The following is a 20912-nucleotide window of genomic DNA, read 5'->3' as shown; positions in this document are numbered from 1 at the left end:
TTTTGAGAAGATTACTGAGGCAAAGGAAAGCGATTTTATCGGCGATTTGTACCAGCCGATTTAGCTTTTATCGCGCCTATCGCCAATCACTTTGGCGGGGTTGCCTGCCACTATCGCCCAGTCGGGCACATCTTTAGTTACTATGCTGCCCATACCCACCACAGCGTGATCGCCAATGGTCACACCATCGACTATGCCGGCCTGAGCGCCAATCCACACATCTTTACCTATAAGAATGCCTTTGGAGTTGGCAGCTTGTTGATAGATGGGCGTATCTGGCGCCATGCCATGGTTGAAGGCATAAATAGTGACATTATTAGCGATGCGGGTCTGGCTGCCAATCTGAATACCGACTCTACCGCCATCGAAGGAGCAACCATGATTAATCGCCACTTCATCCCCTAGCGTGATGGGCCCGTGTAAAAAACAGTCGGCGGCGATCATGCAGCGATTACCCATGCGGATATCACGATTGGGTTCGGCGAATAACTGCGCTTCGGGGGCGATAAAACAGTGCTCGCCGATGTTGACCGTTTCGAGGGCACAAAGCTTTGCTTGGATCTCATCCTGCCAAGGTTTTGCCCAGACTAAATGTTTCTCTTTTAAAGAAAAATACAGCCACGGCATCCATGAGATACGCTTTTTATGCTGGCTTTGATAATCAGGCAAAGATGCCGGCTCTGATCTAGGCGTTGGCGCAGACATTTAGCCACATTTCCCCGGTTTGAGTTCTAATACTAAGATGTATTCTTGGTCATTATCATCGGCCGCCATTTGCCAGAACACATCTAAATCATAGAGGGCGACTTGATATAACTTAGGATCGTCTTTGGCTTTTTTATAGGCGGGGCGCGGATCTTGCCCCAAGACTCCGCGGATAAGTACGGCTAAATCTGTGTAGGTTTCCTGCTGGGCGTAACGCTCAATTTGTGCCTCGGCATTATCGGAATACACCACTGAAATCAGTTTAGGGGCGTCTTGAGCAATGCCGCCGACAGCATCGGTAATCGAATCCGAGAAAGGAATGTAAGGCTTAATATCGATAATTGGCGTGCCATCGACCAGATCCATACCGGAAATCTCGAGGCACACTTTGCCCTTGCGTTGCACTACGCCGTGCAGTTTCACCACAGACTGGCCTATGCCATTAGGGCGAAAAGTGGAGCGAGTGGCGAATACGCCGAGTTTTTCATTGCCGCCTAATCGCGGCGGCCTGACTGTGGTTTTCCAACCTTGGGCAAGATTTTCATGGAAGCAAAACAGCAACCAGAGATGGGAATATTGCTCTATGCCACGCACCGCATCGATATGATTGACATGGGGTTCAAGTTCGACATAGCCGCGTGCCTCAACGAGTCCGGGTTGTCTTGGAATGCCAAACTTTTGTTTATACGGCGTGCGGCATGTCGCTACTGCGACAATTTGGTTGGTAAATGTCATGCAAAAAATTACCTAAAAAGATAAATATAACAACCGCCTAAGCTCATCATTAAGGCCCATCTTTGAGCGCTAATTATGCAGCGTTAGCCATGAAGCGGTTGATACGGGCAATCTCAGATCATCGAATCGCGAGCAGTTTGTTTACTCAGCGTGGGACTTACTCTGCGGTAGCCGTTTTAACTGCTTGGCCGACGCACAGGGCGCGGCTGATACAACCTTGGGCGGCTTCATCTAACATCACACATTGTTTGATGATAATGCCGTTAGCGCCTTTATCTGCGGCGTTACGGCGGGCTTCGGTTCTGGCATCGGCTAATGACGCAGGTACGCTGTTGACATCGGCCTGACAGGATTCCCCTTGGACCAAACCTTTTAATTCGTAATGACCTTTTGGCAAGTTATCGCCTTCATAGAGGGTGACATCGGATGCCTTGAAATAGTCATTGATCGCCTCACCGTCCAAATTACTGTTAAAACTGTAGTCGCTTGCACAGGCACTGAGCAGTAGCACTAATGCACTTGAGAGGATAATTTTCATGGTTTGACCTGAGATTGAGGGGAAAACTGCGCAGCCTTGGTAGGCTGCGCCGATGCGATATTATTATCTGAGTAAATTCTACCGCTTAAGGTACTTTTGATAAAGCTGCTGATGGCGATTATTCAGATCTATCTGCCGTCCTTCAATCCAGATAGCCTCTATCTTATTGGTCATAGGGTCGAGAATGTCCCCCTCGGACAATACAACACTGCCTTGGTATCCCACTGCAATCGCCCCTAAATCCTCGACACCTAACAGTTCTGCGGCATCTAAGGTGATGGACTTAAGCGCTTGCTCAGGCGTTAAACCATAGGCGGCGCTATAACCTGCTGCATAGGGTAAGTTACGGCTATTCCAGTCCGATGAGAACCCAAGGGCGAAGGGGATTCCTGCATTGGCGAGCAAGGAGGGGATTTTAAAGGGCAAATCTACTGGTTCATCTTTACGCTTAGGCAAACTCAAGGTATGAGGATAAATGACCCCAGCCTTAACTTCCCTCAGGCTTGAGGCCAATCGCCATGCATCGTATCCGCCGACAATCACCAATTTGAATTGGTATTTTTTCGTCAAGGCAATCACTTGCTCAATTTGGCCAACAGTGTCGGCATGGGCAAACAGTGTCGCTTTACCTTGGTATAGCGGCAACATGGCCTGCCAGCGCAGGTTGTTGGTTGCAGACTGTGGGTCTTCATCCTTGGTTTTATCTTTGCCCTTGGCTTTATCACTTAAGAAATAGCGATAGCCATCTTCAAAGGCGATATTGAGCTGGTCGATCGCCTGCTGATTTTTCTCGATGGCTTTGGCTTTCTTTTTTTCATCTTCTGGCATGCGTTTGATTTGCGGCCAATAGACATGGAACTGCCCAGCACTGAGGGTCAGCGCATCCTCAATCGTCCACGCATCAAGATTCACCAGTACCGATTGCCCAGCAATACCATCGCCGCTCGGGACGATTTGCGCGTGGGTAATACCGTTGAAACGTATGGTCGGGATGAGCTCAGAATCTGGATTGTAAGCCGTGGCTGTGCTGATCTGCGGGTTGATATAACCCACCTCGGCGTTATCAACCGTGGGGCGGCTCATTTCAATTTCGACCAAACCTAAGCTGGTGTCTAGGGCGATTAAGCCCGGATACAAATGTTTACCGCTGGCATCGACGACTTGAGTGTCATTGGTTTTTGCGGTTGCACTGTTGATTTGGCTGGTCAGTTGAGGCCCAACGGCCGTGATCTTGCCATTTTCAATCAAGACATCAGTGTTGCTGAGCACGCCTTGACTGACTGTGTGCACTGTGGCGTTTTTTATCAGTACGCTGCGGCTTTGTTTAGGTGTTGGCACGATATCGCTTGCTATCGCTGGGGTCAGCGTGGTGCAAATCGCGCCCAGTAGCGCCGCAAACAAAACGGGTTTAGATGAATGTTGCATTATTTGGCTCCCCCATGAGTGTGGCCCCATGCCTGATAGTGGGTGTCGCAGTGCCACTGTGGCTCGTTAAGTGGCGTGACTTTTTCACCCGCTTTGGCTTGATCATCACTGCTGAGAATTTTTTGGATAAGTGCGGCGCGCTCGTTGACTACTGCTTGCTGGGCGACTTGGTCTTGATCGCGGTCAAAATAGCGTTTTCCTTCAACCCATGCCTGCGTCACTTTGGCGTAAATCGACAATGGCTCTGCGTTCCACAGCACGATATCGGCCATTTTTCCTGGGGTGAGTGAACCCACAAATTCATCGACTCTTAATTGCTTGGCTGGATTGATGGTGACCATGTTCCAAGCATCTTCCTTCGACATATTGCAATACATCATAGACTTAGCCGCTTCTTGGTTGAGTCTGCGCTGCATTTCATAGTCGTCTGAGTTTATGCTGGTGGTCACGCCTTTGTTTTGCATCAGGCAAGCGTTTTGCGGAATCGCGTCGTACACCTCAAACTTATAGGCCCACCAATCGGCAAAGGTCGAGGCGCCAGCGCCATGGGCGGCCAGTTCACTCGCTACTTTGTAACCTTCGAGCACATGGGTAAAGGTTTGCACTTTAAAGCGATAGGCCTCGGCTAGGCGGATAAACATCAGGATTTCTGACTGCACGTAAGAATGAATGTGCACATCACGTTGCTGATTTAATACTTCGGCCACCGCCTGCAGGCGATAACTTGGGCGCGGTGCGACGGTTTTTTTCTTATCGCTGGAGCGCAGGTCATCATAGGCTTTTAACGCATTCTCATAGGCGATGGCGGCATCGAAGGTCTCTTCAAATAAGGCTTTGACTCCCATACGCGTTTGCGGGAAGCGTTGTACAAATTTCTCTCCCCAGTTGCTCTGCTTAACGTTTTCACCAAGCGCGAACTTGATACTGGCGGGCGCGTTAGCAAATTTAAGTTGCTCGGCCGTTTCGCCCCATTTCATTTTGATCAGTTGCGATTGGCCGCCAATAGGATTGGCGCTGCCGTGGAGTATTTGTGCGCTGGTGACGCCGCCCGCTAAGGCGCGATAGAGTGAAATATCGTCGGGATTAATCACATCACCAATCCGTACCTCAGAGGTTACGGCATCCGTGCCTTCGTTGGTGCCACCATTAATGGCGATATGCGAGTGTTCATCAATAATGCCCGCAGTAAGATGTTTACCTGTTGCATCTAGGACTTGATAACCAGAAGGCGTACTGAGTTGCTGGCCAATTTTTTCGATGCGGCCATTGGCCATCAAGAGATCAGCATGTTCGAGAATGCCTTGCTTATCCGAGGTCCACAGGGTGGCATTTTTGATGTGCAGCTTCTCGACCTTAGGTGCTTCGCTCAGTCCATAAGCAACGTTAGGGAAGGTGAGGTGACTCACTAGACTTGTGTTAGCTTTATCCTTGGGCGCTTGATGGTCATCTTGAGTAGCATTATCAACCGCTGCAGTTTGCGCTATCGCAATACCGGCAACATTTGTGGTGCGACTCTTGGCATCGACCATGCGGCCCTGAATACCGTCATCGGCCATCCACAGCGTAAAGCGGCTAAGGCCATTGATGCCAGCGGCGCTCAAATCGGCAGTAAAGCTTAATCGACCGTCGTCATCTAACTTAAGTTGGGTGAGCGCGATACTTTGCTCGCCACTGCTTAAGCTACCTTGGATTTTGGGTTTATCCCCTTTACTCACATCTTGCAGTGATAAATCCAGTGTGAGGTTATTGAGGCTTAATTGATAATCGCCCAGTAATCGTGCTTGGGGCAGTGAGCGAAGACTTTGCTCCTGACCTTGCAACCAAACACTGTAGATCTGGCCCTCTTTAAAAATATTGCCCTTAGTGACTACAAAGTCTGCCATGTAACCGGGTGCTAGTTTGCCGGTAAAATCGGCGGTGCCCGTCATCTCGGCGGCTTGGGTGGTCAGTGCGGCTAAGGCTTGCTCTTCAGTTAAACCTTGAGTAATGGCTTGGCGCAGGCGCGGCCAAAAAGCATCGGTCTTAATACCAAACTGCGTTAGCGCGAAGGGAATACCCGCTTTGGCAACTTCTGCTGGATTGGTTGGCGCACGTTCCCACTGTCTTAAATCCGCCAGTGACACTTCGCGATCGGCATCATCTGTCCCGACATCAGGCGCCTGCGGATAGTTTAAAGGCAAGATTAACGGGTAGTTCAGCGCCTTTAACTCATTGATGCGCGAGTATTCTTGACCATTACCGAGTAGATTGGCTGACAGTTTATGTTCTTTGAGTAAATGGGCGGCGCGCAATTGATCGTTGAGATTTCTGGTTTCAATGATAATTTGCTTATCGGCTAAATTATCTAAGCGCTCAAAGGCGATATTAAATTCGACTTGATTGTTTATTGCACCATTGGCCGATTTGTTTTTATTTTGGTTATACCAATTGGCGTCGGCAAAGGTTTGTCTAATAAGTGCAATACTGCCCATTAATGATGAGGGATAATCTTGTTCAGATGAGCCTTTATCAAATGCCATAAAAGGTTGACTGCGGGCACGATAAATCACTTCGTTGGCGGTTTTGTCTGCTAATGACAGGCTAACACCCGTCCCTCGGAAGATTCCGTCGAGTTTGCTACTTTGCACACTCGTAAAGCCATTATTGATCCACTCTTTAGCGCGTTCTTTATTGGGATAAACGTAATTAAACCATTCTTTTTCAGAATGAATTGCACCATTGTCTGCATTGCCACCGATACGTTTAATATCATAGACAGGACGAGTGAGCCCAAGTTTTGGATATTCGAACTCAATCCCATAATCGGTGAAAGGATCGATAAATCCAGGGTAAATAGTATAACCACTCAAATCGATTTTAAATGCGCCAGCGGGAATGTCACCGTGCTCAATAATGGCTTTAATTCGATTATTTTCAACCAATAAAGTGGCATCACTTAAACGCTTACCCGGCGCAATGATTAATTCAGCATGGGTAAAAGCCGTGAGTTTATTGGAGGTTGTCCCTGTATTGATTTGGGCATATGTGGTCTGTGAGACTAAGCTAGCGATTATGCTGCAGCTTATAATTATCTTATTGTTTATCTGCATTATTTTATTCAATCGAGTGAGGGTGAATAAAGAGTAACTGAAAGCAGATGTAAATACTAAGGTTGAATTGTAACGCAATTTGAGCAGGGATGAGGTGTGGGATTTACGCTTGTCGTTTTAGATTGCAGCCAATAATGGATATAAAAAAGCCCGCAATGAATGCGAGCTTTTATGCAAATGGGTGTTGGTTACTCGAACCGCCACACCGAATTGGATTAGATTAAGAAATCTTCCATAGAACGACCTTTGTTGATCTCGTTCTTAAATACGGTTGGCATACGGCCTTGGCCAGTCCACTGAACCATTTCACCGTCAACTTCGATTTGGTATTTAGCTGGACGAGGAGCGCGTTTTTTCGCGGTTGCTTTAACAGCTACGCCACCTAAGTCATCAATTGATAAACCAACGGCTTCCATTTGTTGACGGATTTCTTCAATCTTAGCATTACGAGCTGCCATGGCTTGTTCTTCTTCCTCAGCCATAGACTCGCGTTCTACTAAAATTTTATCTAATTTGTCGGCTAAATCACGTAACTCTTCAACGCTAAGTTCTTTAACTGCTGCTTTAAAACGACGGCCGTGAGTTAATATCTCTAAAAATTCGCTCATATCTATTTTCGTCCCACTCTAATTTTTAATACAGGATAATGGTGAACAACACCTAAATGATAGAAACTAATATAGCTCGAATCAAATAAAATTATGCGTTTTAAGTAAATTAAATATTATTTATATTTTGAACTTTTCTTATTTACTCAAATAAGTGTCCAAAAAAGTAGCCGTTGCGCGGATTAAAAAATGCAAACAGGCGTTTGACTTTGGTTGACGTTAACGTTAACAGGACGTAAAGTTGCTCTATCCTGCATTGGTATTAACCAATGTTTTGTCCATGTACATGAAAGTGTAGGAAGGAAACCCTATGAAAGTATTGGTGCCCGTTAAGCGCGTTGTTGATGCCAATGTGAAGGTCAGGGTCAAAGCTGACAATACAAGTGTTGACACTGCAAACCTAAAAATGGCGTTGAACCCTTTTTGTGAAATCGCAGTAGAAGAAGCGGTTCGTTTAAAAGAAGCGGGTAGCGCTACTGAAGTGGTTGTTGTCAGTATTGGTAATAAAGCCGTGCAAGAACAATTACGTACCGCGCTCGCATTAGGCGCAGACCGTGCGATTCATATCGATACTGAAGAAGAACTGGTGCCAGTATCTATCGCCAAATTGCTCAAAGCGGTACAAGACAAAGAACAAGCTGAACTGGTGATTTTTGGTAAGCAATCTATCGATGGCGATAACAATCAAACTGGTCAAATGTTCGCGGCGCTGATGGATATGCCACAGGCGACCTTTGCTTCTGAAATCAAATTGGAAGGCCAATCTGTGCAAGTCGCTCGCGAAGTTGACGGTGGTATGCAAACTTTACTTATGCCGCTGCCTGCAGTTGTGACTGCCGATCTACGTTTGAACGAACCTCGTTATGCTTCACTGCCTAACATTATGAAAGCCAAGCGTAAGCCATTAGAAGTCTTTACTGTGGCCGACTTAGGCGTGACATTAAAGAGTCACCAAACGGTTGTGAAGGTCACTCCGCCAGCAGAACGTAAAGCAGGCATCATGGTAGCGTCGGTAGCTGAGCTAGTTGAAAAGTTAAAAAATGAAGCGAAGGTGATCTAAATGGCCATTTTAGTATTAGCTGAACATGATAATGCCGCACTGAAACTCGATACGGCAAAAATCGTCACTGCCGCCCGCGCTATTGGCGATGAAGTGCATGTACTGGTTGTGGGTCACCAATGTGGCGCGGTTGTCCAAGCTGCACAAGCACTACAAGGCGTTAGCCAAGTGCTCGTTGCCGATGCTAGCGTGTATGAAGCGCATTTAGCGGAAAATTTTGCCAAATTGCTGGTGGACTTAGCGCCAAACTATGGCCACATTCTGGCTTCTGCTTCGAGCTTAGGTAAGGACACGCTTCCGCGTGTGGCAGCATTATTAGATGTTGCGCAAATATCTGAAGTCATTACCGTCGTCAATGCTGACACTTTTGTGCGCCCTGTGTATGCGGGTAACGCCTTAGCGACAGTGCAAAGCCATGATGCCATCAAAGTGATGACAGTACGCGCCAGTGCCTTTGATGCTGCACCAGAAGGTAACAGCGCGGCTGTGACGACACTCGATAAAGTGTTTGAAGCGAGAACTCAGTTTGTTTCTCAATCTTTGACGGTATCAGCCCGTCCAGAGTTAGGTAATGCTGGCATTATTGTTTCTGGCGGCCGTGGTATGGGCAGTGGTGAAAACTTCGGCATGTTAGAGCAGCTTGCTGACAAGCTCGGTGCTGCGGTTGGCGCATCACGCGCGGCAGTTGACGCTGGCTTTGTGCCTAACGATTTACAAGTCGGTCAAACCGGTAAAATCGTTGCGCCTAACTTGTATATTGCCGTGGGGATTTCTGGCGCGATTCAACATTTAGCGGGCATGAAAGACGCAAAAGTTATCGTTGCTATTAACAAAGACGCGGAAGCGCCTATTTTCCAAGTTGCCGATTATGGCTTAGTTGCGGACTTATTTGAGGCGGTTCCTGAGCTGATCACAAGTCTCGGTTGATTTAATCTGTGATCTAGGTCACATTAAGTGGCTTTGCGCTAGCATCTGCTAAGCCGCTTATGTTTTTATGTGCCTCACGCTCGGGTACGGGCGTTCTTAGAAGTAGAGGCGCGCCAAATATTAGTAGTGATCAGTAGGGTGATTCCGTTGATCGATTGCGAAAGGATTTGGTGCCGAAGTGGTTCGATTTATCACGATCAACTGCTGGGGTTGTACCTAATAGGTGCAACACTGCCATAGTATTTTCCGATACGGATATTGGAAATAGTTACTATGGAGCGCTACTGATAGGACAGGTGACCTTGGGTATCTATTGCCTTTCCCCACCAGTTCAGTCGCCCTCCATTCGTATTTAACGAAGATAATAATCAATGACTGTTATGAATTATGCCGATTCGGCACTTTCCTTGCTGCCGCCTGCGGTGGCTATTGTGTTGGCGATCTTAACTCGCCGTGTACTGCTTTCTTTGGGGTTAGGGATTTTAATTGGTGCTTTATTGCTCAATCAATTTTCACCTGTAGCGACGGGTGAATTTGTATTTAATGGCGTTAAAGGACTTTTTTGGACGGGCGAAGGCCTTAATTCGTGGAACTTATATATTCTCGGTTTCTTAATTGTACTGGGAATGATCACAGCGTTAATTACTGTCAGTGGCAGCGCGCGGGCTTTTGCCGATTGGGCGCGTTTACATATACGTAATAAACGTGACGCTAAACTATTAACCATGTTTTTAGGGTGTGTGGTTTTTATTGACGACTATTTCAATAGCTTAGTCGTAGGTTCGGTCGCTAGACCTGTTACCGACCGTTATTATATTTCCCGCGCTAAGTTAGCTTATTTATTAGATTCGACTGCCGCTCCTGTGTGCGTTATTTCTCCTGTATCAAGTTGGGGCGCCTATATTATTGCGCTTATTGGTGGAATATTAACGGCCCACGGTTTTGCTGATACGGGTCATTTGAGTATTTTTATTCAAATGATCCCAATGAATTTCTACGCAATCTTCTCTTTGTTATTATTACTTTTCGTAGTTTTTATGGGATTAGATGTTGGGCCAATGCGCGAGCATGAACTCAATGCCCAACGTGGTAATTTATACGATGAGTCAAAGGGATTACCGCCAGGGGCGAATGCGGATTTACCCGAAGCCGAAACCGGTAAGATCTTAGGCTTATTCCTGCCAATTACTGTGCTGGTATTTGCGACCCTGTATTTTATGATCAACAGTGGCGCTCAAGTACTTGCCGCTGAAGGGATTGAATTTAATATTATTTCAGCGTTTGAGAAAACCGATGTCAGTTCATCCCTTTTCTTTGGTGCATTAATCGGTTTAGCGATTTCGCTGATATTGAATTTAGTCCAAGGCGTTGAGAAATCAATGATAGTCAAAGGCATAGTGCAGGGCGCTCGCTCTATGCTGCCAGCGATTTATATCCTGTTATTTGCTTGGACTATCGCAGGCGTGATTGGCCAGCTCGAAACTGGTAAGTTTATGGCGAGTCTCGCGACGGGCAATATTCCGTTCGCGTTTTTGCCAGCGCTTATGTTTGTGTTAGCGGGTATTACTGCGTTCTCAACCGGTACTAGCTGGGGCACGTTCGGTATCATGTTGCCGATTGCTGCGGATATGGCGATGGGAAGTCACACTGGCATGATGTTACCTATGCTTGCCTCTGTGCTGGCGGGCGCGGTATTTGGCGATCACTGTTCACCGATTTCCGATACCACGATTTTGTCGTCTACGGGCGCGAGTTGTCACCATATCGACCATGTCGTCACTCAGCTACCGTATGCATTGATTGCGGCGTTTATTAGCTTAACGGGTTATGTCGTACTTGGATTTACTGAGTCAGTCGTCGCAGGTTTAGTGGCCTGTAGTGTGGTGTTTGTGGTTAGCATCATAGTGCTAAAAATCAAATCTAAAGGCGCAATTAGCTAAACGCTAATTGAAACTTTGCACGGCAAAGGTTTACTGCGAATAAGTCAAAATAAATCAGCCAGCATTATGCTGGCTGATTTTTTTGGTTAACGCTCTATCTCTATCTTTAACCTAATCACATTAAGGCTATCAGTACTTAACTTAGGCTACTTGCCGCTTAGGTTTTTTGCAGCTTAAAGTGTTTGGTCTAGCCCGCGGCGTTTAAGTAATCCTTGTGTCGTAGGCTCTTGTCCACGGAAGTTTTTGTAGGCTTCCATTGGCGCAATACTGTTGCCCACTTCACGAATGGTTCTGCGGTATTTCATGCCGATTTCACGATTGAGCCCGCCTTGGGTTTGCACATAGGCAAAGGCATCCGCCGCTAAAATCTCACTCCACATATACGCGTAATAACTTGCCGAGTAACCACCGGGGAAGGCGTGGGCAAAGTAGGTCGATTTATAGCGTGGCGGCACGGCGCTGATGTTTAAGCCGTGCTTTTTCAGTGCATTGGCTTCAAAGGTGGCGACATCTTGCAACTGTGCATCTGGGCTTAATGAATGCCATTCCATGTCTACGAGCGCCGCAGCCATATATTCTAACGTATCGAAACCTTGGTTAAAGCTGCCTGATTTCAACAGTTTTTGCAGCAGTTCATCGGGAATGGGTTTGCCCGTTTCATAGTGTTTAGCGTAGTTGGCCAACACTTTGGGATGGGCCGCCCAGTCTTCTTCGAAGGTTGATGGGAATTCTACAAAGTCACGGGAAACCGAAGTGCCTGCCAGACTTGGGTAAGTCACTTTGGAGAACATGCCGTGGGTGCCGTGGCCCATTTCGTGGAACATAGTGGTGACTTCGTTGTAGCTGACGAAGGTCGGTTGACCCTCTGGTGCCTTCTTAATGTTCATCACGTTAACCACGACAGGCTTAGTGCCTTCGAGGAAGGATTGGCCTACAAACGAACTCATCCAAGCGCCGCCACGTTTACCTTCACGGGCAAAATAGTCGGCGTAGAAAATGGCCATGCTTGAGCCATCGGCATCAAACATTTCGTAGGCTTTCACATCGGGATGATAAACCGGTAAATCTGGGCGAGGTTTTAGGGTGACGCCATAGAGTTCTTTGAGGGTGTAGAACACGCCATCTTCGAGGACGCGGTTAAACTCAAAATATGGTCTAATGCTATTGGCATCGAGGGCGTATTTTTCTTGGCGGACTTTCTCGGCGTAGAATTCCCAGTCCCATGGCGCCAGTTCAAATTTGCCGCCAGTCTTGTCGATCATAGCTTGAATATCGGCCGCTTCTTTCTCTGTATTAGCGACTACGGCTGGCACCATAGAGCCAAACATGCTGTAAACCGCTTCTGGCGTTTTGGCCATTTGCGGCGCTAGGCGATAACTCGCCCAGTTTTCATAACCTAATAGCGCGGCGCGCTCAGCGCGCAGTTGCGCTAAACGAGACACTAAAGATGCGGTTTCGTTTTCACCACTTAAGCCACGGTTAGCAGAGGCTTCCCAAATGCGTTGGCGCAGTTCACGGTTTTCCAGTGACGCCAATACGGGCTGGCGAGTGGTGTTGGTGATGTTGATCAGATACTTGCCATCGTGACCCGCCGCTTTAGCATCGTTTGCGGCCGAAGTGATTTCGCTGTCAGTTAATCCTGCAAGCTCATCCTTAGACTCCACGACCACGGCGATTTCTTTGGTTAAGCGCAGTAAACGTTGGGAGAACTCGTTGGTCAGTGTTGACTGTTCTTCGTTAAGAGCACGGATCTTCACTTTCTGTTCGTCGGTGAGTTTTGCGCCCGCCATGATAAAGCGTTGATGATAGACCTCAACCAAACGCACGGCTTCTGGGGTTAACCCTAGGTTAGCGCGATCGTTATAAATGGCTTCGATGCGGGCAAATAGCGCTGGATTTAAGTTGATATTGTCCGAGTGGGCCGCCATTTTGGGCGCCATTTCACCTTGAATTTTTCGCAGCTCTGGATTGCTGTTCGAACCCGCTAGATTATAAAACACACTCGATGCACGGCTGAGCAGAGCGCCACTTTTCTCCATAGCCACAATCGTGTTATCGAAGGTCGCCGCTGCGGGATTATTCGCAATCGCGAGGATTTCTTGATAGTGCTCGGCCATGCCTTGCTCTAGGGCAGGCGTAAAATGCTCATTCTTGATGAGGCTAAAGTCGGGCGCTTGATATTGCAGATTACTGACTTGAAACAAGGGGTTTTGGACTTGTACCGACATGGCGTTAGGGGCTTTGCTTTCTGTGTTGCTACAACCTGCCATAAATCCGGCGGTGAGTGTGGCGCCGATGGCGATGGCAATAAAACGTTTACGCATAATTGAGTGACTTCCTTTGAATTGTTGTTTTTTTAGGACTGTAACGTTAGTAACTTAAATGGGACTGAAAATGGCTTGTTATGGGGCTGTATCTAAATAAAAAGGAGTCCCGTGTTGCTGAGACTCCTTTGGCGATTTCCTTGCAGGGAAAATCGGTACCGCTTTTTACTGACTATTTAATCATGCGATGATGAAATGATTAATTAGCGAGTAAACTTGTGGTATTTATCAATACCAGAGCTTCTACCTGTGTTATGACATACTGCACAGGATTCAGTCGTTGGTTGTTTAAACCAATCTGCCACGCTAGGAACGCTGATCTCACCACCGTTGCTCACCATATGCGCTTTCGCAGAATCAATCGTATGGCAGGCATAGCAGTTTGCAGATACAGGGCTGGTCATCTTGCTGCCGGGTTCCAAAATGTATTGATTAGGAATGTTATCTAAATCAATCGCTTTTTCGTGACAGGCAACGCAGCTAGTAGAGGCTTCAATCGCACCTGCACCGTTAGCCGCATTCGCTTGAGTTCCATCCGCTTTCATTTCACCGACTTTAGCGCCATTACCCCAGTGCCAGCTGTGAACCATAGGACCAAAACCTGCGCCTAAGGCGGCTGATGTCCGTGCCATGCCGTTGTCATGGCAAGCAATACAACCATTACCGCCGTCATCGAAGGCCCCATTTTTGTGGAATGCAGTGGCATCGTTATGACAAGTGGTACAGCTGTTAGCGCTCACTATCTCACGACGTTCGAAGCCAGAGACTTTTTGAGCCGTGACTGGGTTAACGACGTCTGAGTAGGCGGTAAAGGATACGCCCATAGAACCGTCATAACCTGTCGCTCTTAGGCTGCCATTACTTTGATAACGTTGATTGCCATCATATTCCATCCAACCTGCGGTACTGAATGTCACGCGGGCAGAGTAGACATAGTTAGCATTCACTGCGCTGATATCCGTCAGTAAGTGACAGATATTCTTAGTGCCGTCGGTGTTGTAACCATAGTAATAGTTAGTACGGTTACCTGGGCGGCCCACTAAGCTGCCATTGTCATAGGCGTGCAGATAGGCACTGGCATAGACCAGCGGTTTCTTGGCATCAAACACCAGCGGATCTGAGTAGTTGAAGTTATCTTTGATACTAAAGATATTGCCATCAACATCCTTTACAGTAAGTGTTGTACACCAGCCTGGGGCGGCGACTGCGGCGGCAGCACCTGTTGGCGCATAGTGATCTGTTTTCGTTGATATATCATCGACTTTAACTGGGGCCGCTAATGTCACTTTGTACTTAGCGCGAATAGCTTGGCGTTCAGTAATACCTGACTTACCTTCATGCATAGTACGGACATCGGCACCATTACTTGGGATGATGACACCTGGCACACCACCGCTATCATGGCAATCGATACAACCGGGTCCTGCTACGTTGATGTTAGTTGGAGCTTCAACGTGACAAGATGTACAGTTTTGTACTGAAAAGTCTTTAGTAAAATCTTGGTGATTAACATGGCCAATCTTAGACAGGGTGTTAGTCGCATAGCCACCTACAGAGAAACCTTCCGCATTGACAGCGCCGCGACTCACTGAGCCGTGACATGCTAAACAGCCTTCTACGAAAGTGACTTCACCGTCCATACCGGTTGCAACATAGCTTGCATGGCGGCGAGGACTGGTTGCGTAATCGACGTGACACGAATAGCAACTATCGGTTGTGGTGGAATGAGTGCCTTCGGGTTTATTGACAACTAAGGGGGCTGAACGTGCGATACCTGTTGCGCTATTGCCGCCAACGCGTAACCACACAATACCTTCAGTGCTCGGGTTTACCCCTAACATTGGGGCCACAAAAGTGTAGTGACCGTCGCCTAAAGAGGTCAGTGTGGCGCCTTCTGTCGCTTGAGTTGCCGCGCCACCAATATGCACATTGTCTGCAACGCCATTAAGATCACTTTCGGTACGGTTATTGATGAAACCTTTATCGGTTAACGCCGCGACTTTAGCCTCTGCGTTTTGCAGCCCGTTGATTAAATTATTATTCTCATCGGTAATTTCAAATTCGTAACTGATACTGCCTTCGCCAAAGCTGTAGTTGATCACTTTGACGTTCGTCAGCGTTGAGCTAGTGACTGGGGGCGGTGTTCCAGGTTCTCCGGGTGTGCCAGGCGTACCTGGTGTTCCCGGAATACCGGGCGTTCCTGGTGCGCCATCGACACCATCTTTGCCATCATCGCCACAACCAACAAGGGCACCAGTTAGTGCTAAAGCCACTAAGTATGCCAGTTTTCTAGAGGTGAAAATTCTCATCATTATCTCCATTTGATCCAATATGCGCATAAAGGACGGAGTGGAGCACTAAAGTTTGCAGGGTAGATTAGTGCTTTGACCGTTAGATTTAATTTGCAAGCTATCGAATACTTTCTTTTTTTAAATTGAGCACGTTTTGTCTCGAATGAAATACTACTGTTAACGTTATGTTTGTTTTTTGAGCGCAACCCCATTAACACCTAATACTTTGGAGGTAGATCTCACTTTTGAAATTTAGCTTTATTCACTATTTCCTTATAAAACAATATTTAAGGTTCAGTTAAGCTTGTGTTAACAAAATTTAATCATTTGGCTGCTGGTGATGGTTTTTATCGTGGAGAGCATTAAATAAAGTGGGCTGGAGATGTTTAACTCGACGATGGGGGAGTAAAACGCTGGATAAGTCGGCGCCGATGCAGAATTTCATGATAAAAGCTTAGTGGCTGCTAGTGTTCTGATGTGAAGCGCAATGTTAGACTAGCGCCCAATTTGGCTCTGGTGGCAGACGCGTAAGCGTTAACGTTTTTTAAAGGGTATAAGTCTTGGCTCAATTGTATTTTTATTATTCGTCGATGAACGCGGGTAAATCCACTTCCCTATTACAGTCATCCTATAACTACCGCGAACGCGGTATGAATACCTTGGTGATGACAGCCTCCATAGATGACAGATATGGCAAAGGTAAAGTGGCTTCGCGTATCGGCATTGAAACCGAAGCACAGGTTTTTAGTAGCCAAGATGATCTGACTCAGATGATTAGCGATGTGCATCAAGCCACGCCATTAAGTTGTGTGTTGGTGGATGAGTGCCAGTTTTTGAGTAAAGAACAGGTAAAGCAGCTGACGCATGTGGTCGATAATATTGATATTCCCGTACTCTGCTATGGCCTAAGAACAGATTTCCAAGGTGAACTCTTTAGCGGCAGTCATTATTTATTAGCGTGGGCCGATAAGTTGGTTGAGCTGAAAACCATTTGCCATTGTGGCCGCAAAGCCAACATGGTGGTGCGCCTCGACGGTGACGGCAAAGTGATGCGCGAGGGCGAGCAAGTGGCGATTGGCGGTAATGAAAGCTACGAGTCCGTTTGCCGTAAACATTTTCGTGAGTTCATCTGGGATTAGTCTTTGCTAGCTGGGTGTCGTTGGCGGTGAGTTTTTTTGTGTGGCTTAATGGATTAATGTCTTGTTTTACTGAGTGGCAACGGATTTGCTGAGTTGCATGAAAGATATTTATTTTAGTGTTTTTTTGGAGCTGTTTTGCCTAATTCCCCGTCAGAGATGAAGTTCGAAAATTATCGTCCTCGTCCACCACAACCTGAACCTAAGGTGAAGGTTAAGACTCCGCGTAAAGCCAGATCAAAGGGCAGAGTCTGGTTCTTATTTTTTATCTTGATTTGCTGTATCGCATTACTGATTGGCCTTGAGGTGAAAACCTCGTTTTATCAAGCTAAATACATCAATCAATATGCTAAGACGCTCACCTATGAATTAGAAAACTCACCGAGCACAGCGGTGATTTATCCAAGTTATGGCCCCTTTGATGAGCGCCATGGTTATAGTAAGTTACCCCAGTATATCGACCGATTAATGCAACGGAATTTTCAGGTGACGCAGCAAGTGGCGTTTTCGCCTGCCTTGCAGGAATACGCGCAGCTGGGATTTTTCCCGCCTTACCACGAAAAGGCACAATCTGGCTTAACGCTGCTCGATTGTCGCAATACCGATTTGTACGAGTTCGCCTATCCTAAACGGGTTTATCAGGACGACGATAAGATCCCCAATGAAATCGTTAATACCTTATTGTTTATTGAAAACCGCGAGTTATGGACCACGGAAGACAAACTCAATCCCGTGATCGACTGGCCACGCTTTGTGGTGGCGGGGATGAGCCAAATTGCAGAGATGGTCGGCATGAATGTGTCCACCGCCGGTGGCAGTACGCTGGCGACTCAGATTGAAAAATTCCGCCATTCTTCCCAAGGCTTAACCTTGAGCATCAAGGATAAGTTATTACAAATTGGCTCGGCCAGTGTGCGCGTGTACCAGCAAGGTGAGAATACCGAACCCGCTCGTAAGCGCATCGTCCAAGATTATTTAAACACAGTGCCATTATCCTCGGCGCCAAATCATGGTGAAGTGCATGGTATTGGTGATGGGCTGTGGGCTTGGTTTGGCACCGATTTCGATACCGCAAACAAGCTGTTAGCATCGCCACAAATCAAGGGTAATGCCGCCAAGCGTGGACAAGTATTCCGCCAAGTGGTCGCGCTGATGATCGCTCAACGTCGCCCTTCATACTATTTATTGCAAGGTCATGAAGATCTTGAAAATTTAGTCGATAGCCATATCCGCTTACTCGGCCAATATTACCTTATTGACCGTGGTCTGCGTGATGCCGCACTCGCGCAGAAATTGCAGTTTAGGGTCACAAAGCCGCAACGAAATACTCAATCGGGCGCCGATAAGGGCGTGAATACAGTGCGTATTCGTACCGCGGGCATGTTAAATGTGGGGCTGTACGATTTAGACCGACTCGACTTGACGGTCAACAGTAGCTTACACAGTGATTTACAGCAGCAAGTGAGTCACTACTTACGCAGCCTGGCGCAAGTGTCGACCGCTGAGCAAGTGGGTTTATTGGGCGAGCGTTTACTCGAGCCAAGCCAACTGCAAAACGTGCTGTATAGCTTTACGCTTTACGAGCGTACCGACACCGCCAACCGAGTTCGTGTGCAGACCGACAGTACCGACCAACCCTTTGATATTAACGAAGGCAGTAAGTTGGAACTGGGTTCAACCGCTAAATTGCGGGTGATGGCGACCTACTTAGAAATCATCGCCGAGATCCACGAAAAATATTCGAAAAAACATGGTATTGAACTGGAATCTATCATTATCGAACCTAGGGATCACTTAACCCGTTGGGCGATTGATTACTTGATTGTGAATCCTGATAGACGTTTAGATCGCATGTTAGATGCGGCGCTACAGCGGGAATATTCTGCCTCAACCAGTGAGCAGTTCTTTACCGGTGGCGGTTTGCATGTGTTTAATAACTTTAAAAAATCGGAAGATGTTAAGACACCGACACTCTACCAAGCTTTGCAGGATTCGATTAACTTGCCGTTTGTGCGCCTCATGCGTGACATAGTCAATTACAGCAGCAGTATGCAAAATGAGGGCAATATGGCCCAGTTGCTACGTAATGATAAAGATCCGCGCCGCGACGAATACCTGCGGGTATTTGCCGATAGAGAGGGTAATACCTTCGTCACTAAGTTTTATCGCAAGTATAAAAAAGTGGCCGCGAATGAGCGTTTTGGAATGTTCTTCGACGGTTTATCCCAGTCGGAGCAACAATTAACGTCGGCGTATCGCTACCTCTTGCCCGATGAACCTATGTCGGCATTTAAGGCTTTTCTGCAGCAAAGATTGCCGCAGGTGAGTTATACCGATGGTCGTATTAAGAGCTTATATAACAAGTACGGTCCTGATAAATATAACCTGCCGGATCAAGGTTATATCGCACGGGTGCATCCGTTGGAATTGTGGGTGCTGGATTATCTTAATCACAATCCCGATGCCAATTTGAACGATGTGAAACAGGCGAGTGAAGCACAACGCCAAGAGGTTTATCGTTGGTTATTTAGGACGCGACATAAAAACGCCCGTGACGTTCGAGTGCAAGTGATGCTTGAAGTGGAAGCCTTCCTCGACATACATCAGCGTTGGGCGCGTTTAGGTTACCCCTTTGATGCTATGGTGCCATCCTTAGGTTCGGCGCTCGGCAGCTCGGGAGATAGACCAGCTGCTTTAGCCGAGCTGATGGGCATTATTCAGAATGATGGCTATCGTTTGCCTACCGTGCGTATCAATCAGCTGCATTTTGCCGCGGATACACCATACGAAGTGACGCTGGAGAATCAGAACACCCAAGGTGAGCGAGTCATGCGCCATGAAGTGGCACAAGCCTTAAAAGCTGCGCTGGCGAACGTAGTGCAAAACGGTACCGCCCGTCGTTTGAAGGGCATTTTTACCGATGAAAAAGGTGGCATGTTAGCCATAGGCGGGAAAACCGGCACCGGTGATAACCGTATTGTGACTCAGATGCAGCAAGGTAAAAAAGTGGCGACTACGGCGATGAACCGCACCGCGACCTTCGTGTTTTATCTAGGTGACAAATACTTTGGTACTTTGACCGCCTTCGTGCCCGGCAGTAAATCCGATGATTTTAGTTTTACCTCGGCGCTGCCATTACAAGTGATGAAGGGCATGATGCCTATTCTGTCTCCCTATGTGAAAACCGAGCAGGGTATGTGCGTGGTAAACGAATAAAGACAGCAGGTTAGAGCCGTGCTAGCAATTGCAATCTAGCAACTGCCCACTAACGACAAAGAGTGTTCCTGATGAACACTCTTTGTCGTTTTAAGGCTTAAATTCTCTATCGATTCGTGTAGGAGGGTTATAACGTCTCATACCAAGCGATAAAGATTTATCATGAATAATTAAACTGTCCGCCTAAATAGCAGGAGTTTTGGCCGATTAACGGCATTCTCTGACTTGAAAATGCCCAAAGCAAGACAACTGAGTTACGCAGCATTAATTGTCATTGTTTTCCCAGTGACACGCCATAAACTCGTCCCTGAGGGCTCTACCAAAACATCCATGTTTTAGAAGGTCACTGGTGCAACAATGCCAATCTTAACTAAGTCCCTAATTCACAAGTCCATCCTAAAAAGCTTTTGCCCCAAAGCTGGCTAGCATTCATTTAGTGAATTGAAAACTGACGAATGAATTGCCCTACAAAATCTCATCTATTTACCCAATGTTTGGCCCTACCGTAAAGCGACTAACAATATATGGGTATACAGTCGTATTTAAATTTAGATGCTTTTGAGTGTTTTTAAACTCATTAGTTTACGCGTTTATCCAGCCTAAAATTAACAAAACCCTTTAAAATCATTTGTATATACTTTTCCAAAATTAGTTAATAGGTTTGGAAAACGCGCATGCGCGTTTTTCCGGATGGTGTATTTGATAAAAAGCTGATAAGTTCTTTGCAATACAAGCAGTTAATGATGCGCGTTTTTACTGGTCTAATAAGGTAAACGCGCATGCGCACTAATAAAATGTTGAACTAAGCCGCTGCGCGGAGCCCAAAGCGAACCACTGTTCCACACTTACTCCTAGGGATAATCCCTTACCTAGGAGGTCTACCATGTCATCACTTCTGCAACAATTCCATGATGAGAT

13 protein-coding genes and 1 riboswitch are annotated in these 20912 nt (G+C 46.9%); of the genes, 5 read left to right on the top strand and 8 right to left on the bottom strand.

Translation table 11 applies throughout. From position 1 onward, the window contains the following. Positions 1-60 precede the first annotated feature (60 nt). The 6 genes from Q4Q49_RS19610 to Q4Q49_RS19585 all read right to left on the bottom strand — a co-directional run bounded on the left by Q4Q49_RS19610 (position 61) and on the right by Q4Q49_RS19585 (position 7100). Positions 61-705, bottom strand: a complete 645-nt coding sequence (locus tag Q4Q49_RS19610) for an acyltransferase (protein WP_312000220.1) — start codon at positions 703-705, stop codon at positions 61-63. Beyond that, positions 706-1440 (bottom strand): tRNA (N6-threonylcarbamoyladenosine(37)-N6)-methyltransferase TrmO, encoded by a 735-nt coding sequence (tsaA, locus tag Q4Q49_RS19605; protein ID WP_259571389.1) that lies wholly within the window; start codon positions 1438-1440, stop codon positions 706-708. 157 nt (positions 1441-1597) lie between these two features. Beyond that, on the bottom strand, positions 1598-1978 hold the full coding sequence (rcsF, locus tag Q4Q49_RS19600; protein WP_312000219.1) for an Rcs stress response system protein RcsF: 381 nt from the start codon (positions 1976-1978) through the stop codon (positions 1598-1600). 78 nt (positions 1979-2056) lie between these two features. Then, on the bottom strand, positions 2057-3403 hold the full coding sequence (locus Q4Q49_RS19595) for an amidohydrolase family protein (protein ID WP_312000218.1): 1347 nt from the start codon (positions 3401-3403) through the stop codon (positions 2057-2059). Next, complete coding sequence (locus tag Q4Q49_RS19590) at positions 3403-6492, bottom strand: amidohydrolase family protein (protein ID WP_312000217.1); 3090 nt, start codon at positions 6490-6492, stop codon at positions 3403-3405. The genes Q4Q49_RS19595 and Q4Q49_RS19590 overlap by 1 nt, the downstream gene beginning before the upstream one ends. Positions 6493-6707: 215 nt before the next feature. Next, positions 6708-7100: an H-NS family nucleoid-associated regulatory protein gene (locus tag Q4Q49_RS19585; protein WP_006082339.1), complete on the bottom strand. Its 393-nt coding sequence runs from the start codon at positions 7098-7100 to the stop codon at positions 6708-6710. A 310-nt stretch (positions 7101-7410) separates the two neighbouring features. On the opposite strand from Q4Q49_RS19585, the gene Q4Q49_RS19580 reads away from it, so the two are divergent. The 3 genes from Q4Q49_RS19580 to Q4Q49_RS19570 all read left to right on the top strand — a co-directional run bounded on the left by Q4Q49_RS19580 (position 7411) and on the right by Q4Q49_RS19570 (position 11027). Next, on the top strand, positions 7411-8160 hold the full coding sequence (locus Q4Q49_RS19580) for an electron transfer flavoprotein subunit beta/FixA family protein (RefSeq protein WP_006082338.1): 750 nt from the start codon (positions 7411-7413) through the stop codon (positions 8158-8160). Further along, a complete protein-coding gene (locus Q4Q49_RS19575) occupies positions 8161-9087 on the top strand; it encodes an FAD-binding protein (RefSeq protein ID WP_312000216.1) in 927 nt (308 codons plus the stop codon). It begins immediately after the preceding gene. 95 nt (positions 9088-9182) lie between these two features. Further along, positions 9183-9379, top strand: a riboswitch (Lysine riboswitch). A gap of 79 nt (positions 9380-9458) precedes the next feature. Further along, positions 9459-11027: a Na+/H+ antiporter NhaC family protein gene (locus Q4Q49_RS19570; RefSeq protein WP_063884897.1), complete on the top strand. Its 1569-nt coding sequence runs from the start codon at positions 9459-9461 to the stop codon at positions 11025-11027. A gap of 173 nt (positions 11028-11200) precedes the next feature. Here the strand turns inward: Q4Q49_RS19570 and Q4Q49_RS19565 are convergent, their stop codons facing one another. After that, entirely contained in the window at positions 11201-13351 is a 2151-nt protein-coding gene (locus Q4Q49_RS19565; RefSeq protein WP_312000215.1) for a M3 family metallopeptidase, read from the bottom strand. Positions 13352-13554: 203 nt separating this feature from the next. Then, on the bottom strand, positions 13555-15660 hold the full coding sequence (locus Q4Q49_RS19560) for a multiheme c-type cytochrome (RefSeq protein WP_312000214.1): 2106 nt from the start codon (positions 15658-15660) through the stop codon (positions 13555-13557). A 542-nt stretch (positions 15661-16202) separates the two neighbouring features. On the opposite strand from Q4Q49_RS19560, the gene Q4Q49_RS19555 reads away from it, so the two are divergent. After that, entirely contained in the window at positions 16203-16781 is a 579-nt protein-coding gene (locus tag Q4Q49_RS19555) for a thymidine kinase (RefSeq protein ID WP_006082333.1), read from the top strand. Positions 16782-16916: 135 nt separating this feature from the next. Then, positions 16917-19994: a transglycosylase domain-containing protein gene (locus Q4Q49_RS19550; RefSeq protein WP_300477857.1), complete on the top strand. Its 3078-nt coding sequence runs from the start codon at positions 16917-16919 to the stop codon at positions 19992-19994. The last annotated feature ends 918 nt before the right edge of the window (positions 19995-20912 follow it).

The sequence above is a fragment of the Shewanella sp. SP1S1-7 genome, assembly GCF_031932105.1.
Lineage (GTDB): Bacteria > Pseudomonadota > Gammaproteobacteria > Enterobacterales > Shewanellaceae > Shewanella > Shewanella baltica.
This window is presented reverse-complemented; position numbering and strand designations above follow the sequence as displayed.

What these genes read in the sequence shown, in the direction of transcription:
- Q4Q49_RS19610 (WP_312000220.1), bottom strand. Translation starts at nt 705, where the DNA reads ATGTCTGCGCCAACGCCTAGATCAGAGCCGGCATCTTTGCCTGATTAT.
- tsaA (WP_259571389.1), bottom strand. Translation starts at nt 1,440, where the DNA reads ATGACATTTACCAACCAAATTGTCGCAGTAGCGACATGCCGCACGCCG.
- rcsF (WP_312000219.1), bottom strand. Translation starts at nt 1,978, where the DNA reads ATGAAAATTATCCTCTCAAGTGCATTAGTGCTACTGCTCAGTGCCTGT.
- Q4Q49_RS19595 (WP_312000218.1), bottom strand. Translation starts at nt 3,403, where the DNA reads ATGCAACATTCATCTAAACCCGTTTTGTTTGCGGCGCTACTGGGCGCG.
- Q4Q49_RS19590 (WP_312000217.1), bottom strand. Translation starts at nt 6,492, where the DNA reads ATGCAGATAAACAATAAGATAATTATAAGCTGCAGCATAATCGCTAGC.
- Q4Q49_RS19585 (WP_006082339.1), bottom strand. Translation starts at nt 7,100, where the DNA reads ATGAGCGAATTTTTAGAGATATTAACTCACGGCCGTCGTTTTAAAGCA.
- Q4Q49_RS19580 (WP_006082338.1), top strand. Translation starts at nt 7,411, where the DNA reads ATGAAAGTATTGGTGCCCGTTAAGCGCGTTGTTGATGCCAATGTGAAG.
- Q4Q49_RS19575 (WP_312000216.1), top strand. Translation starts at nt 8,161, where the DNA reads ATGGCCATTTTAGTATTAGCTGAACATGATAATGCCGCACTGAAACTC.
- Q4Q49_RS19570 (WP_063884897.1), top strand. Translation starts at nt 9,459, where the DNA reads ATGACTGTTATGAATTATGCCGATTCGGCACTTTCCTTGCTGCCGCCT.
- Q4Q49_RS19565 (WP_312000215.1), bottom strand. Translation starts at nt 13,351, where the DNA reads ATGCGTAAACGTTTTATTGCCATCGCCATCGGCGCCACACTCACCGCC.
- Q4Q49_RS19560 (WP_312000214.1), bottom strand. Translation starts at nt 15,660, where the DNA reads ATGAGAATTTTCACCTCTAGAAAACTGGCATACTTAGTGGCTTTAGCA.